Below are 16,228 nucleotides of genomic sequence, written 5' to 3'. Positions count from 1 at the left end.
GGGAGGGGAGCGGGGGCAGGGTGCCGTGGGCCAGGTCCAGGCGGAGGAAGCGGGCGGAACGGCTCGGCGTGTAGCCCCGCCGTCGCGCGAACGCGCGGTTCTCCGGGGTGTCCAGCACCCAGGACAGCAGCCGCCACGCGCCCACCGCCGTCAGCCGCTCCTCGGCGGTGCGCGCCAGCAGAGCGCCCGCGCCCCGGCGCAGATGATCGGGGTGCACGTACACGTTCAGGTAGCCCTGGCCCGGTACGGGGCTGTCGTCGGCGATGCCCAGCTGCGCGGTGCCGATCACCTCGCCGTCCGCCTCGGCGACCAGCTGCCGGTAGTGGGCCTCGGGAGTCGCATGGGTGACGTCGTGGAGCAGGGACTCGGCGGTGCTGACCATGAAGGGCAGAGCGCGCCGTCGTACGTCGGCGAAGGCCTCGGCGTCCGCCGGGTCGGCGGCGCGGAGGTCGCGCACGATCAATGTCATGTGAGCGCACGGTACGCGGGCGGCGCCGGGAGTCGCCTCCGATTTTCCGGTGGGTACGGGACAATCGCCGCGTGACCTTGAAGATTCGCATCGTGGAGGGGGGCGCGCCCTATGAGCAGGTGCGCGCCCAGATCTCGGAACAGGCCCGCTCCGGCGCGCTGCCCGTGGGGTACCGGCTGCCGACCGTACGGGGGCTCGCCGAGCAGCTCGGGCTCGCGGCCAACACCGTCGCCAAGGCGTACCGGGCGCTGGAGACCGACGGGGTGATCGAGACGCGGGGGCGCAACGGGACGTTCGTGGCGGCGGCCGGCTCCGCCGCGGAGCGGGAGGCCGCGGCAGCGGCGGGGGCGTACGCGGAGCGGGTGCGCCGGCTCGGGTTGGGCGAGGCGGAGGCCCTGGCGGTGGTCCGCGACGCCCTGCGGGCCGCGTACGCGGAGTAGGACCCGGAGGCGGGGCCCGCACCGGTGGCTCAGGTACGCGCCGGCCGCCGCGGTCGCGGTGTGCGGGTCGGCCGCAGGCCCGCGCTCCGTGCCGCGCTCGCGAACGTCCTCGCGTCCTCCACCGCCGCCGCGTGGGGGTCGTTGTTGAAGTAGACGTAGGCGTCGGCGGTGGTGGGCCAGGTGTCGGCGATGCGGTGGGCCCAGGTTGTCAAAGCGTGGCGGCCGTAGTGGGGCCAGGGGCGGGCCCGGCCGTGGTGGAGGCGGAGGTAGCACCAGTCGGTGGTGCGCCAGAGCGGCGCGGCCGGGCGGGAGTGGGCGTCCGCCCAGCACAGGGCAGCGCCCCGGGACTCCAGGATCTCGCGGACCTCGGCGGTCCACCACGAGTCGTGGCGGGGCTCGACAGCGATCCGGGTGCCGGAGGGGAAACAGCCCAGGCAGGTGTCCAGGAGAGCGGGGTCGGCCTGTAGCGTCGGGGGGAGTTGCAGGAGGATCGGGCCCAGACGGTCGCCCAGCCCCTGTGCGTGGCTCATCAGACGGTGCACCGGCTCCTCGGGATCCCGCAGGCGCTTGATGTGCGTCAGGTACCGGCTCGCCTTCACCGCGACCACGAAGTCCCGGGGCACCCGGCCCCGCCACGCCTCGAAGTTCTCCCGCGTCGGCAGCCGGTAGAACGCGTTGTTGAGCTCGACCGTCGCGAAGTGCGCCGCGTACTCCTCCAGCCACAACCGGGTGGGGCAGCCCTCCGGGTAGAGAGCGCCCCGCCAGTCCTTGTACTGCCACCCCGACGTACCGACGAACAGGGTCATACGTCCATGAAACACCCAAGCGGGACCGCCTACAGGTACAGGCCCGCGTCCGCCCCGCCCCGCGGCTCCGGGAGCGACGTCGGTGACGTGCCGCGACGCAGCGCGTACAGCTCGGCCAGGGTCGCGCCCTCGCGGCCGACACCCTCGTCCGTGCCGAGCCAGGACACCGCCTCCGCCCGGGTCAGCGCGCCCACCTCGATCCGGGCGAGACAGCGGCCGGGGCGGACCACGGCCGGATGAAGGCGCTCCAGGTCCTCGTTGGTGGTGACGCCCACCAGGACGTTGCGGCCCTGGCCGAGCAGGCCGTCCGTCAGGTTCAGCAGCCGGGAGAGCGCCTGGCCCGCCGTGTGCTTGGCCTCGCCCCGGATCAGTTCGTCGCAGTCCTCCAGCAGGAGCAGCCGCCAGCGGCCCTTGCCCGCCGCGTCCTCCTCGCCGATCGCGATGTCCATCAGATAGCCGACGTCGGAGAAGAGCCGCTCGGGGTCCAGGACACAGTCGACCTGGCACCAGTCCCGCCAGGAACGCGCCAGCGTGCGCAGCGCGGAGGTCTTGCCGGTTCCGGGCGGGCCGTGCAGCAGCAGGAGGCGGCCCGCGATGTTCTCCGGGGTCGTCTTCATCAGGCGGTCCATCGCGTCCGCCACCGGGGCCGTGTAGTTCGGCCGTACCTCTTCCCACGTACCCGCCGAGATCTGCCGGGTGGTGCGGTGCGGGCCCCGGCGCGGCGAGACGTACCAGAAGCCCATCGTCACGTTCTCCGGCTGCGGCTCGGGTTCGTCGGCCGCGCCGTCGGTGGCCTGGCCGAGCACCTTCTCCGCCAGCTCGGCGGTGGTCGCGGTGACCGTGACGTCGGCGCCGCGGTTCCAGCGGGAGATCAGCACCGTCCAGCCGTCGCCCTCGGCGAGGGTCGCGCTGCGGTCGTCGTCGCGCGCGGAGCGCAGTACCCGGGCGCCCGATGGCAGCAGGGTGGCCCCGGACCGTACCCGGTCGATGTTCGCCGCGTGCGCGTACGGCTGCTCGCCCGTCGCGAAACGGCCGAGGAACAGCGCGTCGACGACATCGGACGGGGAGTCGCTGTCGTCGACGTTGAGCCGGATCGGCAGTGCGTCGTGTGGGTTGGCAGACATGTCGCCATGATCCGTCACCGAGGGCTCCCCGTGCATCCGCTTTCCGTAGTGCGCCGGTGGTGTCCGCCCGTGAGCCCTCCGATTGCTCGGGCGTTCACCGACGGAACCTCCCCCAGCAGGGGTCCGCGCGGTTACTGTTGCCCATGATGGGACGTCATGGGTGGATTGCGGGGGACCGGCGGTGGCGGCTCACCGCGCTTCTGGGCGTGGGGGTGGCGGCGCTGGCCCTCGTCGTGACCCTGCTCAACACCCTGCCGGGCGACGGCAGCACCGCCGGCACCACGCGCGACGGCGACAAGGTGCACGGCACGCCCGCGACCCCGCCGGGGGACACCGGACCCAGTGTGGGCTGGGGTTTCACCCACACCCAGTTCAGCGCGGACGAGGGCAGCAAGACGGCTGTCGAGCGCGTCGAGGAGCGGCTCGGTGAGCGGCCCCTGCCGCAGATCCAGCACATCATGGGCTGGGGCGCGGACAATCCCGAACCCGTCGAGGGGCGTTACGACTTCGAGGAGATGGACCGGCGCATCGACTTCGTCCGCGCCACCGGCGGCACCCCCGTCGTCACCCTGTGCTGCGCGCCCGACTGGATGAAGGGCGGAAGGCCCGGCGCCGACAAGACCGACTGGAGTCAGGCCGCGCTGGAGACCGAGCCCGAGCCCGAGCACTTCGCGGACTACGCCGCCCTCGCCGCCACCGTCGCCAAGCGCTACCCGGACGTACGCCACTTCATCGTCTGGAACGAGTTCAAGGGCTTCTGGAACGACGCGGAGGCCCGCTGGGACTACGAGGGGTACACCGAGCTGTACAACCTCGTCCACAAGGCCCTGAAGAAGGTCGACGAGGACATCATGGTCGGCGGGCCCTATCTCGTCATGGACAGTGTCGATCCACGGCAGAAGCAGGACGCGTCGACCTCCCTGAAGGGGCCGTGGGGCGCCCTGGACCAGCGGGTCCTCGACGCCTTCGACTACTGGAACGAGAACAAGGTCGGCGCCGACTTCGTCGTGGTGGACGGGTCCAGTTACACCAGGGACGACGAGCTGGTCCCCGACGAGTTCGCCGCGACCGACAAGTTCACGGCCGTGAGCCGGTGGGTGCGGGAGAGGTCCGGCGATCTGCCGCTGTGGTGGGCGGAGTACTACGTCGAGCCCGCCGACGCCGCCGACAACCGGCACGGCTGGTCCGAGAACCGCCGCGTCGCCGTCCAGGCCTCCGGGCTGATGGCCATGGCCAAGGGCGGCGCCTCCTCCGGGTTCTACTGGAACCCGGAGGAGAAGAGCGGCGAGTGCCCAGGGTGCCTGTGGACGCCGACCGACAAGCGTGACGGCGGACGCGAACTGCCCATGTACGGGCTGCTGTCCCGGTTCAGTGCGGAGTTCCCGCCGGGGACGACGTACGAGACGGTGTCCGTCGCGGCGGACGACAAGCCGAACGTGCGCGTGCTGGCCGACGACAAGGCCGTGCTCGTCGTCAACACCCTCGACCGCAGGATCAGTGCGGAGATCGACGGGAAGAAGTTCGACATGGGGGCGTACGAAACGAAGTGGCTCGACAGGTAGTCGGGTAACCGCGCGCCGGTTGTGGCTGGTCGCGCAGTTCCCCGCGCCCCTTTCAGGGGCGCTACGGCGCGCCCATCGTCAGGAACCTCTGCACCAGTGACGCCAGCAGCAGGGCCAGCAGCGGCAGGCTGAACCAGAAGCTGCTCTGCAGCCAGCGGAGCTGGCGGACGCTGGGGCGGACGGCCACGCGGACCATCTCCCGGACGCTCAGCAGCACGATCAGCGCGATCGCGGCCAGGCCGCCCACCACCGACCACGGGGTCCAGGTGACCTGCGGGCCGATCGGGCCGGGATCGGGGTCCGGGGTCTTCCCGGGCTGGTCGCGCAGGGCGAAGACCGTGGCGTCGCTGTTGGAGAAGACCTTCTCGATGTCGGCACGCTCGTCGAGGTTCCGGATGAGCCGGGAGTCCCAGTTCGCCGGGTAACCGGCGTCCATCTGGAGGTTGGTGGCCTGGCTGCGGTTGACGATCAGGAACGAGCCCGCGCCCGCGTCCTTCAGGGCCTTGGCCACACCGGACACCAGGACCGGGTCGATCGGCGCGAGCGTCGGCACGTACTCGACCTTCTCCATGTCCCGGGCGCCCCACGGCATCGCGGGCGTCACGTTGTTCACCGGGTCGTCGCTGAGCCAGAGCAGCCGTACCGTCGGGTCGTCGTGGGCGTAGACGTACTCCATGGCGGCGACCTCGCCCGGGCGGACGCGCTCGAAGGGCTCGTTGCCCCAGCGGGCGACCAGGAAGCCGCCGATGAGGACGAGACCGGCCATGAGGGCGGCCAGCGGGGCGAGGCTCCGTCGGTCCTTGTCGCGTTCCCCGGTGGTGACGCCGGTGCGCGGGAAGAGGGCGAGCGCGGCCAGCAGCGCGGCGCCCGGCAGGGCGAACATGAAGACCCGCAGGGCCATCTCACCGCCGTACGACTGCATGCCGAAGCCCAGGAACGGCACGAACGTCAGGACGAGCAGGGAGCGTTCGCGGTACCTGTTCGCGCGGCGCCGCCAGAAGCCGTAGCAGGCGAGGAGCATGACCGTGCCGGCGAGGGCCACGCGCGCGTACAGCACGAGCTTGTGGGTCGAACTGCCCTCGCCGATCCGGCCGGAGACCGAGGAGGTGACGTTGCCGCCCACCCCGCCGACCCCGCCGAAGAGTTCGTCGAAGTGGCCCGACCAGTACGGCTCGGCGAGGAAGCCCACCCAGACCGCGACCAGCACGGCGAACAGGATGGGCAGACCGCGCAGTTCCGAGCGGCCGATCAGGACGAGGGCCGCGAGGACGCCCAGCATCACGAACGGGGTGAGCTGGTGGGCCGGGACCGTCGCCGCGTACAGCGCGATCAGGACGGCCAGGAGGACCGCGCGTTGGCGGCGGTCCGTCGGCTCCACCTCCGCCTCGCCGGGGCGCACCTTGCCCCACAGCATGTGCGGGGCGCGGAACCAGACCAGGAGGATCGCGACGAAGACCAGGTAGAGGAGGTAGGTGAAGCCCTGGGGGGAGAAGTAGTCCTGGCCCACCCAGCCGCTCAGGACGAAGATCCAGACCCCCGTCCACCGGGCGCGCCAGCTCGCCCGCATGTGGCGGGCGAGGAGGAACATCGGGGCCAGGTAGAGGAGTTGGACGGCCGTCGGCCACCAGCGGATGATCTCGGTGAAGTCGGTGACCCCGCAGGCCCGCGCCACGAACGCCGCCGCCGCGAAGAATCCCGGCCAGCTCCAGCGGGCGTCCAGGTCGGGTACGGCCGTGCCGGTGCGGTCGATGTAGTCGATGAAGCCCAGGTGCTGCCAGGCCGTCGCGAAGCGGGGTTCGGTCTCGATCACGGCCGGCAGCGCGTGCAGCGAGAACACGGTGGCCAGGAGGGTGATCAGCAGCAGTCCGCGGTGCTCCCGGGCCGGCCACAGCAACGAGGCGAACACCACGGCCAGCAGGGCCGCCCCGACCAGCGTCGGCGTGGGCAGCACGGAGATCAGACCGAGGCCGCCCATGCGGTCCAGGTCGGAGTCGTCCAGCGCCAGCGCGGGCACCCAGTAGAGCAGCAGCGCGGAGAGCAGCAGGAGGCCGAGGACGACCCTGGTGGTCGTGGGGTGCGGCAGTCGTTCGCGGAGGGGCACCCGGGGTGCCTCCTGGGCGGACGGCGCCTCCTCGGACGGCGCTGCCGCCGGCTCCCGTACCCACTTCTCCAGCGTCTCGGCCTCTCGTGCGACGTCCGGTTCCCGTACGGCCTCTTCGAACGGAGCGTCCCCCTCCGGGGCCTGCGCGGGACCCGGTGAGGACTCCGAGCCCGGCTCGCGGGCCTCCACCGGCAGGCCCAGCGAGGACGGAGGCCTGAGCGGACGCGTCGGCCGGTCCTGGGCCCAGGCCGGCCGGTGGTCCCCGCGCGGCACCACGGTTCCGGTGGGCGGGGTGCCGGGGCCGGGCCGGACGTCCGGGCGGCGCTCCAGATGGTCGAGGTCGACGTGGACGCCGAGGGCGAGGGTGTCGGAGTCCAGGCCCCGGGACCAGGCGCCGCTCTGCTTCTTCGCGGCGGAGGCCACCCGGCCGAGGTCGGCGAGGTCGCCGTCGGGCGCCGCGTCCGCGGGCACCTCGGCGGGCCCGGCGATGCGCAGGATCCGGTACAGCCGTGGCGCGGCGATCAGCACGATCACCGCGAGGCTGGAGATCTCGGCGACGCCCGCGCCGGTCAGCCCCATCCGGGGCAGCAGGACCAGGGTCAGGCCGAGGACCAGGACGCACAACAGACCCTGCAGCCAGGCGAGTCCGGCCGTGCGGCTCTGGGCGCGCAGCACCGCGAAGTACGTCTCCATGACGACCCGCAGGACCGCGCCGACCGCGAACCAGCGCAGCAGCGGGGTCGCCGCGTCCGCGTAGCCCTGCCCGAAGACGGCCAGGATCCAGGGCGCCCCGAAGAACAGCACCGCGCACACCGGCAGCATGATCCGGGCCATCCGCTTCAGCGCGGCCCGGGTGTTGGCGGCCAGGCGTCCCGGGTCGTGGGCGCCCTCGACGGTCAGGGAGGCGCCCATGTTGATGGCGAGCAGATTGACCGTGCCGCCGATGGTGGTGGTGATGTAGAAGTACGCGTTGTCGGCGGAGCTGACCTGGGCGGCGACGATCACCGGGACCGCGTAGACGACCGCGAGGGAGAAGAGCGAGCCGGTGTAGTCGCCGGCGAGGAAGCGGCCGATCTCCTTCCACGACGGCGGGTGCGCGCGGTCGGCGGTGGCCGCCACATGCCTCGGGATCAGCCGCCGGAACACCAGCCAGCCCAGTGGCAGCACGGACATCGCGATCGCCGCGACCCAGGACACGAAGACGCCCATGGTCGGGATCGCGGCGGCGAACACCACGAGGAGCACCAGCTTCACCGCCGAGAACACGGTGTTGCCGACCGGCACCCACACCGCGCTGCGGAGCCCCGTGAGCACCCCGTCCTGCAGCGTCAGCGTCGACCAGGCGACCACCGCGAGCACGAAGAACACGGCGTAGAGCGGATCGTGCAGAAAGCTGTACGACGACCCCCACAGACCCAGCGTCAGCAGGAACGCCCCCGCCGCGAGCGCCACGACCACCGAACTGCCCGCGTACGTACGGAAGATCAGCCTTCCGGTGTCGCGCCCCGCGACCGGGATGAACCGGGCCAGGGCGCCCGTCAGCGTCAGCGCGGTGAGCCCGGCGAAGAGCTTCATCGCGGCGATCGCGGCGGAGCCCTGACCGACCGAGGCCTCGGTGTAGTAGCGGGCGGCGGCCAGCCAGAAACCGAGGCCGAGCACGGCCGAGATACCGGTGTTCAGCATCAGGGCGTAGGCGTTGCGGAACAGCTGGTCGCCCCCCGCCCCCCGGCCCAGCCCGGGCAGACGCAGCCTTCGGCCGGGGCGGGGCGCGGGCCCGGTCTCCTCGGCCGGGGTGGCCTCGGCCTCGTGAGCCGTGGTGGTCGTCGTGTCAGACACGGGAACGGATGGCCTTCCGGACCTGTCGTGCTCTTCGGACCATGGCGTACCCCTTGGTGAGGGCACGGTCCCGGGCGAAGGTGCGGGCGATCGCGCGGCCCTCGACGAGCCGTTCGAACTCCGCGATGCCCGTGGAGCGCCGCACGGTCACCCGCCGCAGCGCGTACGGGCCCTGCGCGCGCCGGGCCAGCGCGTTGCCGACCGCCAGCGACTGGGCGAACCCCGTCTCCCGCACCGCGACGCGCACCCGGCGGCTGGAATAGCCGTACGGGTAGGCGAAGGAGACGGGCCGGGTGCCCAGTTCGTCGGCGACGATTCTCCGGCAGCGCCGCAGCTCGAACCGGAGCCGGTCGTCGTCCAGCATGTCGAGCTGCGGGTGGGTGTGGCTGTGCCCGCCGATCTCCACGCCGTGGTCGGCGAGCTCGCGGACCTGGTCCCAGCCGAGCATGGTGTCGAGGGCCTCGCCGTTGTCGTGGGGGCCCTCGATCCAGCCCGTGGTGACGAACAGCGAGGCCGCGAAGCCGTGCTTGGCGAGCACGGGCAGGGCGTGCCGGTGCACGCCCGCGTAGCCGTCGTCGAAGGTGATCAGCACGGGCCGGGCGGGCAGCGGGCGGCCGGACCGCCAACTCGCCGCCAGATCCGCGGTGTTCACCGGGGTGAGGCCCAGGTCGTCGATGAGCGCCATCTGTTCCGCGAAGGCCTCCGGGGTCACCGACAAATCCCTGGTGGCGTCGTTCGGTGCGGTGGACACCGCGTGGTACATCAGGATCGGCACGGCCGCTGCCGCCGTCCCCGTCGTCTCCGTCATGACGAGCCCCCCTCGCCCCCCTTGCCGACCGGGCCGCCCTCGCCGACCGGGCCGCCCTCGCCGACCGGGATCTCGCCGACCGAGAACGTGACCCCGCCCCTGCGGGCCCGGACGCTCCCGACAACGTACCCCCCGGCGGCCGCCGCCACGCCCGCGACGATCGCGCCCGCACGTCCCGCGCCGCCCGCGCGGCCGAGCAGGGCGTCCCGCAGCCCGCGCGCGATCCCGGCGGGCAGCACCCGGGTGGTGTACCGGCGCTCCGACTCCAGTCCCTTGTCCGCGCCCACGCTCCGGGCCACCAGTGCCTTCGACAGGCCCTCGGCGTACGTGCGCGCCCGGAAGTACCCGAAGCGTTCCCGTGCACCGGGCACCCGGTGGTGGATCACCGCCCGGTCGTCGAGCAGCAGCACCGCCTCCGGCCGGGCCCGGGAGAGCCGGATGCACAGCTCCGTCTCCTCGCAGCCCAGCGGGCGCTTGTCCCCGTCGCGGCCGATACCGGTGGCGAAGCCCCCGGCCGCGTCGAAGGCGCTGCGGCGGAACGAGGCGTTGCCGCCGAGGACGTTGCGGACCTGGGCGACACCGCCGGGCAGCCCTTTGTAGGCGCAGCCCACCACCCAGTCGAACTCCTCGGGGAACCAGGCCGGGCGGCGGCCGGATGCCCACACGGGCACCGTTCGGCCGCCGACGGCCATGACCCGGGGGTCGGCGTATCCCTCGACGAAGTGGTGCAGCCAGTCGCGCTCGGCCACGGCGTCGTCGTCGAGGAAGGCGATGATCTCCCCGTAGGAGGCGGCGATGCCCGTGTTGCGGCCGGCGGACAGCCCGCGGGGGCCCGCGTTGGCGAGCACCCGCACCTCGCCGCTCTCCTGGTGTTCCTTGTACTCCCTGGTCAGACGTTCGAGGAGGACCTGGTTGTGGTCCACCACCAGGAGCGTCTCCAGGGCCGGCCGGGACTGGGCGCGCACCGAGGAGACCGCCGCGAGGATGTCCTCCCAGCGGTCCTCCGTGTACACACAGATCACGACCGAGACGGTCGGCTCGTTCAAGACGCCTCTCCCCGCCCGGCGGTGAGCATCGTCGGGTTCGAACGGCGGCGCAGGGCACGCCGGTTGGAGCGCTCCTTCAGGATCACCTTCAGCACCCGCAGTCCGTCGCGCACGGCCCGCAGATTGCTCGCGCCGTGGATGCGCAGGTACTCGTGGCTGGGGATCTCCTGCACCTTCAGGCCCGCCTTGACGACCCGGATGTTCATCAGGGTCTCCACCTCGAAGCCGGTGCAGTCGAGGTCGATCTTGTCGAGGCAGTGCCGCCAGAACGCGTTGTAGCCGTAGCACAGGTCGGTGTAGCGGGCGCCGAACTTGCGGTTGACGGTGGTGCACAGGGCCCAGTTGCCGAGCTTGCGGATCGGGGTCATGTCGTCGGTGCCGCCGCCGTTGGCGAAGCGGGAGCCCTTGGCGAAGTCGGCGCCCGAGACGAGGGCGGAGACGTACGACACGATCTCGTGGCCGTCGGCCGAGCCGTCCGCGTCGACCATCACGATGATGTCACCGGTGCACGCCTCGAAGCCGGTGATCAGGGCGTCGCCCTTGCCCTTGCCCTGCTGCGGGACGACCTTGACGTCCGGCCAGAGTTCGCGGGCGACCTCGACCGTGTTGTCGGTGGAGTTGCCGTCGACCAGGACCACCTCGTGGATCCAGCCGGGCAGTGTCTTGAAGACGTACGGGAGGTTCTCCGCCTCGTTCATGGCGGGGATCACCACGCTCACCGGTGGTGCGATGGCCAGGTGGTTGGAGATCGGCCGGTACTTCGCGAGCGCCGACGTCTCGGCGCCGCTGGTATCGGATTCGGATATGGCCGGGCGCAGAACTGAGCTCATGAGTCTGGTCCCTCTCGTCCGGTGAACCACCCGCCCCTGGGTGGTCCGGAATGTTGTCCGGTTCGAAAGGGGGGTTCTCACTCACGGCACGGCGAAGTCGATCTCCGTGCATGCCGGGTGAGCTGGCAAAGCCGGCCGACTGTCGCGACTCGGCAGTCGGTCGCGCGGAACGACTCGGTAAACGGTGTGGTCACCGAGCACGGCACCCCCCTACCGCGCCCCACGCCGGGACCGCCGCGCTCCTTGAGCCCTCCCCTAGGAGCATGTGCCGACGGCACCGATGCGGGTGTAAGTACAACGATGCAAGACGGTATTGATGATTGAGACCATATGGCAAGACCTCTTACGAGGTCTCACGTTTTTGTAGATGTGTCCGTTACCTGACCCCCCGATCGGAATTTCCCCATCCGCTTCAACAATTTATCGGCAGGTTCGAACAGTTCCGGTCGAGCCAGGACCGTGTTCCGCAAGGCCCGGACCGGTGCCCGTCGCGCCCGGTGCCCGAGCGCCACCGGATGGCGCCGGGTGACCCACCCCTCCGACACCGAGATCTCCCGGGTCTTCAGGGAATCCTTGTACTGCTTCTGCCCCCGGCCCAGATCCAGGTAGGCGATGCCGTCGGCGGCGCCCTCCTCGGCCATGTGCAGATGCAGCAGCAGCCCCGGCGAGAACCTCGAGAACGCCGGGTCGTACGCCGGGAACCAGCATGTCAGCACCCGCTCGGAGCGCAGTCCGAAATGCGCCGCGGCCGGCTCGCCGTCCGCGTACAGCACGGACAGCTGGCCGGCGAAGGAGACGGAGCGGGTGTGGAAGAGCCGGTGCACCAGCCGGGTGATCCACGGGTGCGCGAAGCGGTCGCTGCGGCCCGTCCTGCGGTACTGCGCCGACTTCCAGGCCATCAGGGTGCGCAGGGCCTTCGGGTCGCGCTCGTCGTGCACATAGCGCACCTCGCTCACCGCGCGGCCGAGCCTGCGCTCCTTGGCGAATGTCGAGCGGACGAACTTCGGCGAGCGGGCGCGCAGTTGGCCGAGATAGACCTCGTAGCCCTGTTCCAGGTCCATGACCGGCGAGGGGAAGCTGTCGGTGACGTGCGCTGCGAACGGTGTCTGGCCCTCCGCCAGGTGGTCGAACTCCCACACCGCGAGACCACAGGCCCGCAGCAGCTCCTGGGCGTCCCAGGTGAAGCCGGGGCGGTGCACCACGCCCTGGCAGTCGGAGAGGCCGAGGCCGACGGCTCTGCCCACCCCGACGGTGGATCTCTGGTACGGGAAGAAGGCCGCCGGCTCGCCGCCCTCCCGCACGACCGCGATCCGTACGCCGCGCCGGCAACTGCCCACCGCGAGGGCGAACTCCGGGGACAGGAACGGGTTCGCCAGTTCGGGAGCGCCGTGGAGGTGGGCCTTCGACTGCAAAGCGGTCCAGGCCGCCCGGTCGGCGGCCGTCAGCTCGCCGGGGCGGTACACACTGATGTCCACGTCTCAGGTCCGTCTTCTCTCCGTACGGCCGCGCAGGCGCCGTACCAGACTCGGCAGGATGACGAGCGAACTGATCACGGTCACGGCCGTGATCCCACGGGTCACCGACCACGAGTGGGTGGCGATCATGCCCTGGGCGACGAGGAGGTTCACCGCGATCGCGCCCGCGAGGGACGTCACGACCCGGCCGAACGGCTCCAGTCCGCGCAGTACGGCCCCGATGGCGGCTCCTGGCGCGACGAGGAGGAAGAACAGGGTGAACGGGCCGCGCAGCACCGAGTCGGTGTCGGCGTACGCGAGCACCGCGCCGACCCCCGCCACGGCCGCGGCCACGCCCGCCAGCAGCGGCCCCCCACTGCCTGACAACGATGGCTTGATACGCAAGGTCTGCATTGGCGACTTTGCCCCCTGAAGCGCCGGATGCCGGGCTTCAATGTCGCTCAGTCGGCGCGGGGGAGTCAATACGTCGAGACCGGCCACGCCCGACCGTACGCCCAATCGTCATGCCTCGGCGGGAGAATGCGCGGTCGCACACGAGGAATCCCCGGAGGCGACCCGCGCCTCCGGGGACACTTCTCTCACTGTGCGGCCGTCGTCCTTACGGGACGATCTGCAGCAGGCGGTTCGGGGAACCGGTGCCGGGGCCGGTGACCTTGCCGGTCACGGCACCGGCGGTCAGGGCCGAGGCGACCTGGGCCGGGGTGGCCGAGGTGTGGCCGGCCAGGTAGACGGCGGCCGCGCCCGCGACGTGCGGCGTCGCCATCGAGGTGCCCGAGATGGTGTTGGTCGCGGTGTCGCTGGTGTACCAGCCGGCCGTGATCGACGAACCCGGGGCGAAGATGTCCAGGCCCGAGCCGAAGTTGGAGTAGCTCGCCCGGGCGTCCGTGCTGGTGGTGGCGCCGACCGTGATCGCCTCGGTGACGCGGGCGGGGGAGTACGAGGAGGCGTTGGCGCTGCTGTTGCCGGCCGCGACGGCGTAGGTCACGCCGCTGGATATGGAGTTGCGGACGGCGGTGTCGATGGCGGCGGAGGCACCGCCGCCGAGCGACATGTTGGCGACGGAGGGGCCGCTGTGGTTCGCGGTCACCCAGTCGATACCGGCCACGACACCGGCCGTGGTGCCCGAGCCGGCGTTGTTGAGCACGCGCACGGCCACGATCTTCGCCTGCTTGGCGATGCCGTAGGTCGAGCCCGCGATGGTGGAGGCGACGTGCGTGCCGTGACCGTTGCCGTCCTGCGCCACATTGTCGCCCGAGACGGCGTCGTAGCCGTTGAACGCCCGGCCGCCGAACTGGGAGTGCGAGATGCGTACGCCGGTGTCGATGACGTACGCCGTCACGCCGCTGCCCGCGCTGTCCGGGTAGGTGTACGTGCCGGAGAGCGGCAGCGATGCCTGGTCGGAGCGGTCCAGGCCCCACGGGGCGTTGGTCTGGGTGGCGTCGACGGTGAAGACCTGGTCCTGCTCGACGGAGGCGACGTCCGGGTCGGCGGCGAGTCTCCTCGCCTCGGTCGCGGAGAGCTTGGCGGAGTAGCCGTTGAGCGCGGACTTGAAGGTCCGCTTCACCGAGCCGCCGTACTCCTCGACCAGGTCCTTGCCGGCGCTCGACGCGGCCTTGAGGCCCGCGCTCTTCTTGAGCGTGACGATGTAGCTGTCCTTGACGGCGGTGGGGGAGTCCGCCGCGAGCACCCTGCCCTCGGCCGGGGCGGCCTGGGCGGGGAGCGCGGTCAGACCGCCGAGCAGGGCGGCGGTCGCCATGGTGGTGACGGCGGCGACGCGGTGGTTCTTGCTACGCAGGTGTGCCATTACGAGGGTTTCCTCCTCATAGGCGACGCGCGTCTGGGTGGGGCGCGCGTTCGTGGGGGGTGCGCGCGGGAATCACGCGCACGACCGGGAGCGTCGCGTTCCGCTCGCGGCTGTAAGCAGACTGGGTGCTCTACGGGTGTAGCTCAAGAGAGTTGAGGCGTTGTCATGTTTCTGTCACATGCCTGAAATCGAACGCGGGTGGAACACGGTGGGTACGATCGCTTGCGGGCGGGAAAGTATTGACATGAACACTTCCGATCAACACGTGTAGTTGCTACGACGGTTGAGGCAGAGATCCTGCTAAAGGGAGGTTCCATGAGACGTTCCCGACTTGCGGCATACATGACCTCACTCCTCCTCGCCGTCGGCGCAGGCCTCACCGGGGCCGCGACGGCGCAGGCGTCCCAACAGGCCGCCGCCACCGGCTATGTGGCGCTCGGCGACTCCTACTCCTCGGGTCTCGGCGCGGGCAGCTACCTCTCCTCCAGCGGCGACTGCAAGCGCAGCACGAAGGCCTACCCCGCCCTCTGGGCGGCCGCCAACGCCCCCTCGACCTTCGACTTCACGGCCTGCTCGGGCGCCCGAACGGGTGATGTTCTGGCGAGTCAACTGGGGCCGCTCGGCGCGGGCACGGGGCTGGTCTCCGTCTCGGTAGGCGGCAACGACGCCGGCTTCGCCGACGTCATGACCACCTGCGTCCTGCAGTCCGACAGCGCCTGTCTCTCCCGCATCAACACGGCGAAGGCGTACGTCGACTCCACGCTCCCCGGCCAACTCGACAAGGTCTACTCGGCGATCAGCGCGAAGGCACCGGCCGCCCATGTGGTGGTGCTCGGCTACCCCCGCTTCTACCAGCTGGGCGGCACCTGCCCCGGCCTCTCCCAGGCCAAGCGGACCGCCATCAACAACGCCTCCGACCACCTGAACACCGCGATCGCCAAACGCGCCGCCGACCACGGGTTCACCTTCGGCGACGTCCGCTCCGCGTTCACCGGGCACGAACTGTGCTCGGGCAGCGCGTGGCTGCACAGCCTCAACCTGCTGAACATCGGCGAGTCGTACCACCCGAAGGCCGCGGGCCAGTCGGGCGGGTATCTGCCGGTGTTCAGGAACGCGGCATGAGGTCGGGAAGGGCCTGAGGTCAGCAGCGCGGCCCGGGATCAGGCACGCGGCCTGACGGCCCCGTTCAGGGCTCCGGCTCCGGCTTCGTCGTCGTAGTCGGCGTCGGCGTCGGAGCCGCTGTAGCCGTCCGGGTTCTCCGAGTCGTCGGAGGGGGAGGTCCCGCCCGTGGTCGGGGCCTCCGACTCGCACGTCACCGAGAACGCGACCTTGTTCGACTCCGTCTTCACCGGGCCGCGCACCTCGACGCTGATCTCGTCCGTGTGGCTCCCGTTGGTCGAGACGACCACCCGGTCCTGCTTGGTCTTCTCACCACCGGACGCGAACGACAGGGTCTTCCAGCCCTCGTCCTCGACCTCGCCGCTCCTTGCCACCCACCGGTAGTCCACGTCCACGGGGACGCTGCCCACGGTGAACGTCGCGGTGAAGGTGGGCGCGTCGGCGTCCTGCGGCGGACAGGTGCCGGAGTAGTCGGTGTTCGCGCCTTCGACGGTCACCTTGACCGACTGCGCGGGCGGCTGGGTGGTCGGCTTCTCCTCGTCGGTGGGCGTGCCCGAGGGCGTGTCGTCGCCGCTCGTCTCGTCCCCGCCGCCGGGTTCCTCGCCCGTACCGCCGTCGCCCGTCTGGTCGTTGGTGCCGCCCACCGTGCCCGCCCCGTTGGTCGGACTGCCGTCCTTGCCGCCGTCGTCCTGGTTGACCAGGGCGTACGTCAGACCGGCGATGGCGAAGGCGATCGCCGCGATGCCCGCGACCAGGAAGACTAGGGCGCGGCGGTTGCGGTCCGGCTCGCGGGTGGGGACCGGGGAGG

At 71.3% G+C, this 16,228-nt stretch carries 13 protein-coding genes and 1 pseudogene; 3 read left to right on the top strand and 11 right to left on the bottom strand.

Translation table 11 applies throughout. The annotated features are described in order from the left end of the window. On the bottom strand, nt 1-469 hold a 469-nt coding region (locus tag P1P70_RS25900), incomplete at its 3' end, for a GNAT family N-acetyltransferase (protein WP_319241745.1). Nucleotides 470-540: 71 nt separating this feature from the next. Here P1P70_RS25900 and P1P70_RS25895 point away from each other — a divergent pair. Then, on the top strand, nt 541-909 hold the full coding sequence (locus tag P1P70_RS25895) for a GntR family transcriptional regulator (protein WP_319241743.1): 369 nt from the start codon (nt 541-543) through the stop codon (nt 907-909). 29 nt (nt 910-938) lie between these two features. Here the strand turns inward: P1P70_RS25895 and P1P70_RS25890 are convergent, their stop codons facing one another. Continuing rightward, nucleotides 939-1,715: a DUF72 domain-containing protein gene (locus P1P70_RS25890; protein ID WP_319241741.1), complete on the bottom strand. Its 777-nt coding sequence runs from the start codon at nt 1,713-1,715 to the stop codon at nt 939-941. A gap of 29 nt (nt 1,716-1,744) precedes the next feature. Then, the gene (locus P1P70_RS25885; RefSeq protein ID WP_319241739.1) at nt 1,745-2,839 is read right to left on the bottom strand and encodes a DUF5925 domain-containing protein; all 1,095 of its coding nucleotides are present in this window, start codon (nt 2,837-2,839) and stop codon (nt 1,745-1,747) included. Between the two features lie 146 nt (nt 2,840-2,985). Between P1P70_RS25885 and P1P70_RS25880 the strand changes: the two genes are divergently transcribed. Beyond that, nucleotides 2,986-4,401: a GH39 family glycosyl hydrolase gene (locus P1P70_RS25880; RefSeq protein ID WP_319241747.1), complete on the top strand. Its 1,416-nt coding sequence runs from the start codon at nt 2,986-2,988 to the stop codon at nt 4,399-4,401. Nucleotides 4,402-4,462: 61 nt separating this feature from the next. Here the strand turns inward: P1P70_RS25880 and P1P70_RS25875 are convergent, their stop codons facing one another. The 7 genes from P1P70_RS25875 to P1P70_RS25845 all read right to left on the bottom strand — a co-directional run bounded on the left by P1P70_RS25875 (nt 4,463) and on the right by P1P70_RS25845 (nt 14,301). Beyond that, nucleotides 4,463-8,338 (bottom strand): lipopolysaccharide biosynthesis protein, encoded by a 3,876-nt coding sequence (locus tag P1P70_RS25875; RefSeq protein WP_319241738.1) that lies wholly within the window; start codon nt 8,336-8,338, stop codon nt 4,463-4,465. After that, entirely contained in the window at nt 8,331-9,146 is an 816-nt protein-coding gene (locus P1P70_RS25870; protein ID WP_319241736.1) for a polysaccharide deacetylase family protein, read from the bottom strand. The genes P1P70_RS25875 and P1P70_RS25870 overlap by 8 nt, the downstream gene beginning before the upstream one ends. Further along, nucleotides 9,143-10,192 carry a glycosyltransferase family 2 protein gene (locus tag P1P70_RS25865; RefSeq protein WP_319241734.1) on the bottom strand — a complete coding sequence of 350 codons (1,050 nt, stop codon included), beginning with the start codon at nt 10,190-10,192 and terminating at the stop codon, nt 9,143-9,145. Before P1P70_RS25865 ends, P1P70_RS25870 begins: the two co-directional genes overlap by 4 nt. Continuing rightward, nucleotides 10,189-11,022, bottom strand: coding sequence for a glycosyltransferase family 2 protein (locus P1P70_RS25860; protein WP_319241732.1), 834 nt, complete (start codon nt 11,020-11,022; stop codon nt 10,189-10,191). Before P1P70_RS25860 ends, P1P70_RS25865 begins: the two co-directional genes overlap by 4 nt. A 353-nt stretch (nt 11,023-11,375) precedes the next feature. Next, nucleotides 11,376-12,497 (bottom strand): GNAT family N-acetyltransferase, encoded by a 1,122-nt coding sequence (locus P1P70_RS25855; protein WP_319241730.1) that lies wholly within the window; start codon nt 12,495-12,497, stop codon nt 11,376-11,378. Between the two features lie 3 nt (nt 12,498-12,500). Beyond that, nucleotides 12,501-12,863, bottom strand: coding sequence for a hypothetical protein (locus P1P70_RS25850; RefSeq protein WP_413471547.1), 363 nt, complete (start codon nt 12,861-12,863; stop codon nt 12,501-12,503). Nucleotides 12,864-13,095: 232 nt separating this feature from the next. Beyond that, nucleotides 13,096-14,301 carry a S8 family peptidase gene (locus tag P1P70_RS25845; protein WP_319241727.1) on the bottom strand — a complete coding sequence of 402 codons (1,206 nt, stop codon included), beginning with the start codon at nt 14,299-14,301 and terminating at the stop codon, nt 13,096-13,098. 315 nt (nt 14,302-14,616) lie between these two features. On the opposite strand from P1P70_RS25845, the gene P1P70_RS25840 reads away from it, so the two are divergent. Continuing rightward, a complete protein-coding gene (locus P1P70_RS25840; RefSeq protein ID WP_319241726.1) occupies nt 14,617-15,423 on the top strand; it encodes an SGNH/GDSL hydrolase family protein in 807 nt (268 codons plus the stop codon). Between the two features lie 38 nt (nt 15,424-15,461). On the opposite strand, the pseudogene P1P70_RS25835 reads toward P1P70_RS25840, so the two are convergent. After that, nucleotides 15,462-16,228 (bottom strand): annotated as a pseudogene (locus P1P70_RS25835) (serine/threonine protein kinase); the annotation flags it as partial.

The sequence above is a fragment of the Streptomyces sp. MB09-02B genome (assembly GCF_033794485.1).
Taxonomy (GTDB): domain Bacteria; phylum Actinomycetota; class Actinomycetes; order Streptomycetales; family Streptomycetaceae; genus Streptomyces.
The sequence above is the reverse complement of the archived record's forward strand: the minus strand, read 5'-3'. Positions and strand labels throughout refer to the sequence as shown.

Excerpts from the sequence above, each read along its gene's own strand:
- P1P70_RS25890 (WP_319241741.1), bottom strand. The coding sequence starts at position 1,715 with ATGACCCTGTTCGTCGGTACGTCGGGGTGGCAGTACAAGGACTGGCGG.
- P1P70_RS25885 (WP_319241739.1), bottom strand. The coding sequence starts at position 2,839 with ATGTCTGCCAACCCACACGACGCACTGCCGATCCGGCTCAACGTCGAC.
- P1P70_RS25880 (WP_319241747.1), top strand. The coding sequence starts at position 2,986 with ATGGGACGTCATGGGTGGATTGCGGGGGACCGGCGGTGGCGGCTCACC.
- P1P70_RS25870 (WP_319241736.1), bottom strand. The coding sequence starts at position 9,146 with ATGACGGAGACGACGGGGACGGCGGCAGCGGCCGTGCCGATCCTGATG.
- P1P70_RS25860 (WP_319241732.1), bottom strand. The coding sequence starts at position 11,022 with ATGAGCTCAGTTCTGCGCCCGGCCATATCCGAATCCGATACCAGCGGC.
- P1P70_RS25845 (WP_319241727.1), bottom strand. The coding sequence starts at position 14,301 with ATGGCACACCTGCGTAGCAAGAACCACCGCGTCGCCGCCGTCACCACC.
- P1P70_RS25840 (WP_319241726.1), top strand. The coding sequence starts at position 14,617 with ATGAGACGTTCCCGACTTGCGGCATACATGACCTCACTCCTCCTCGCC.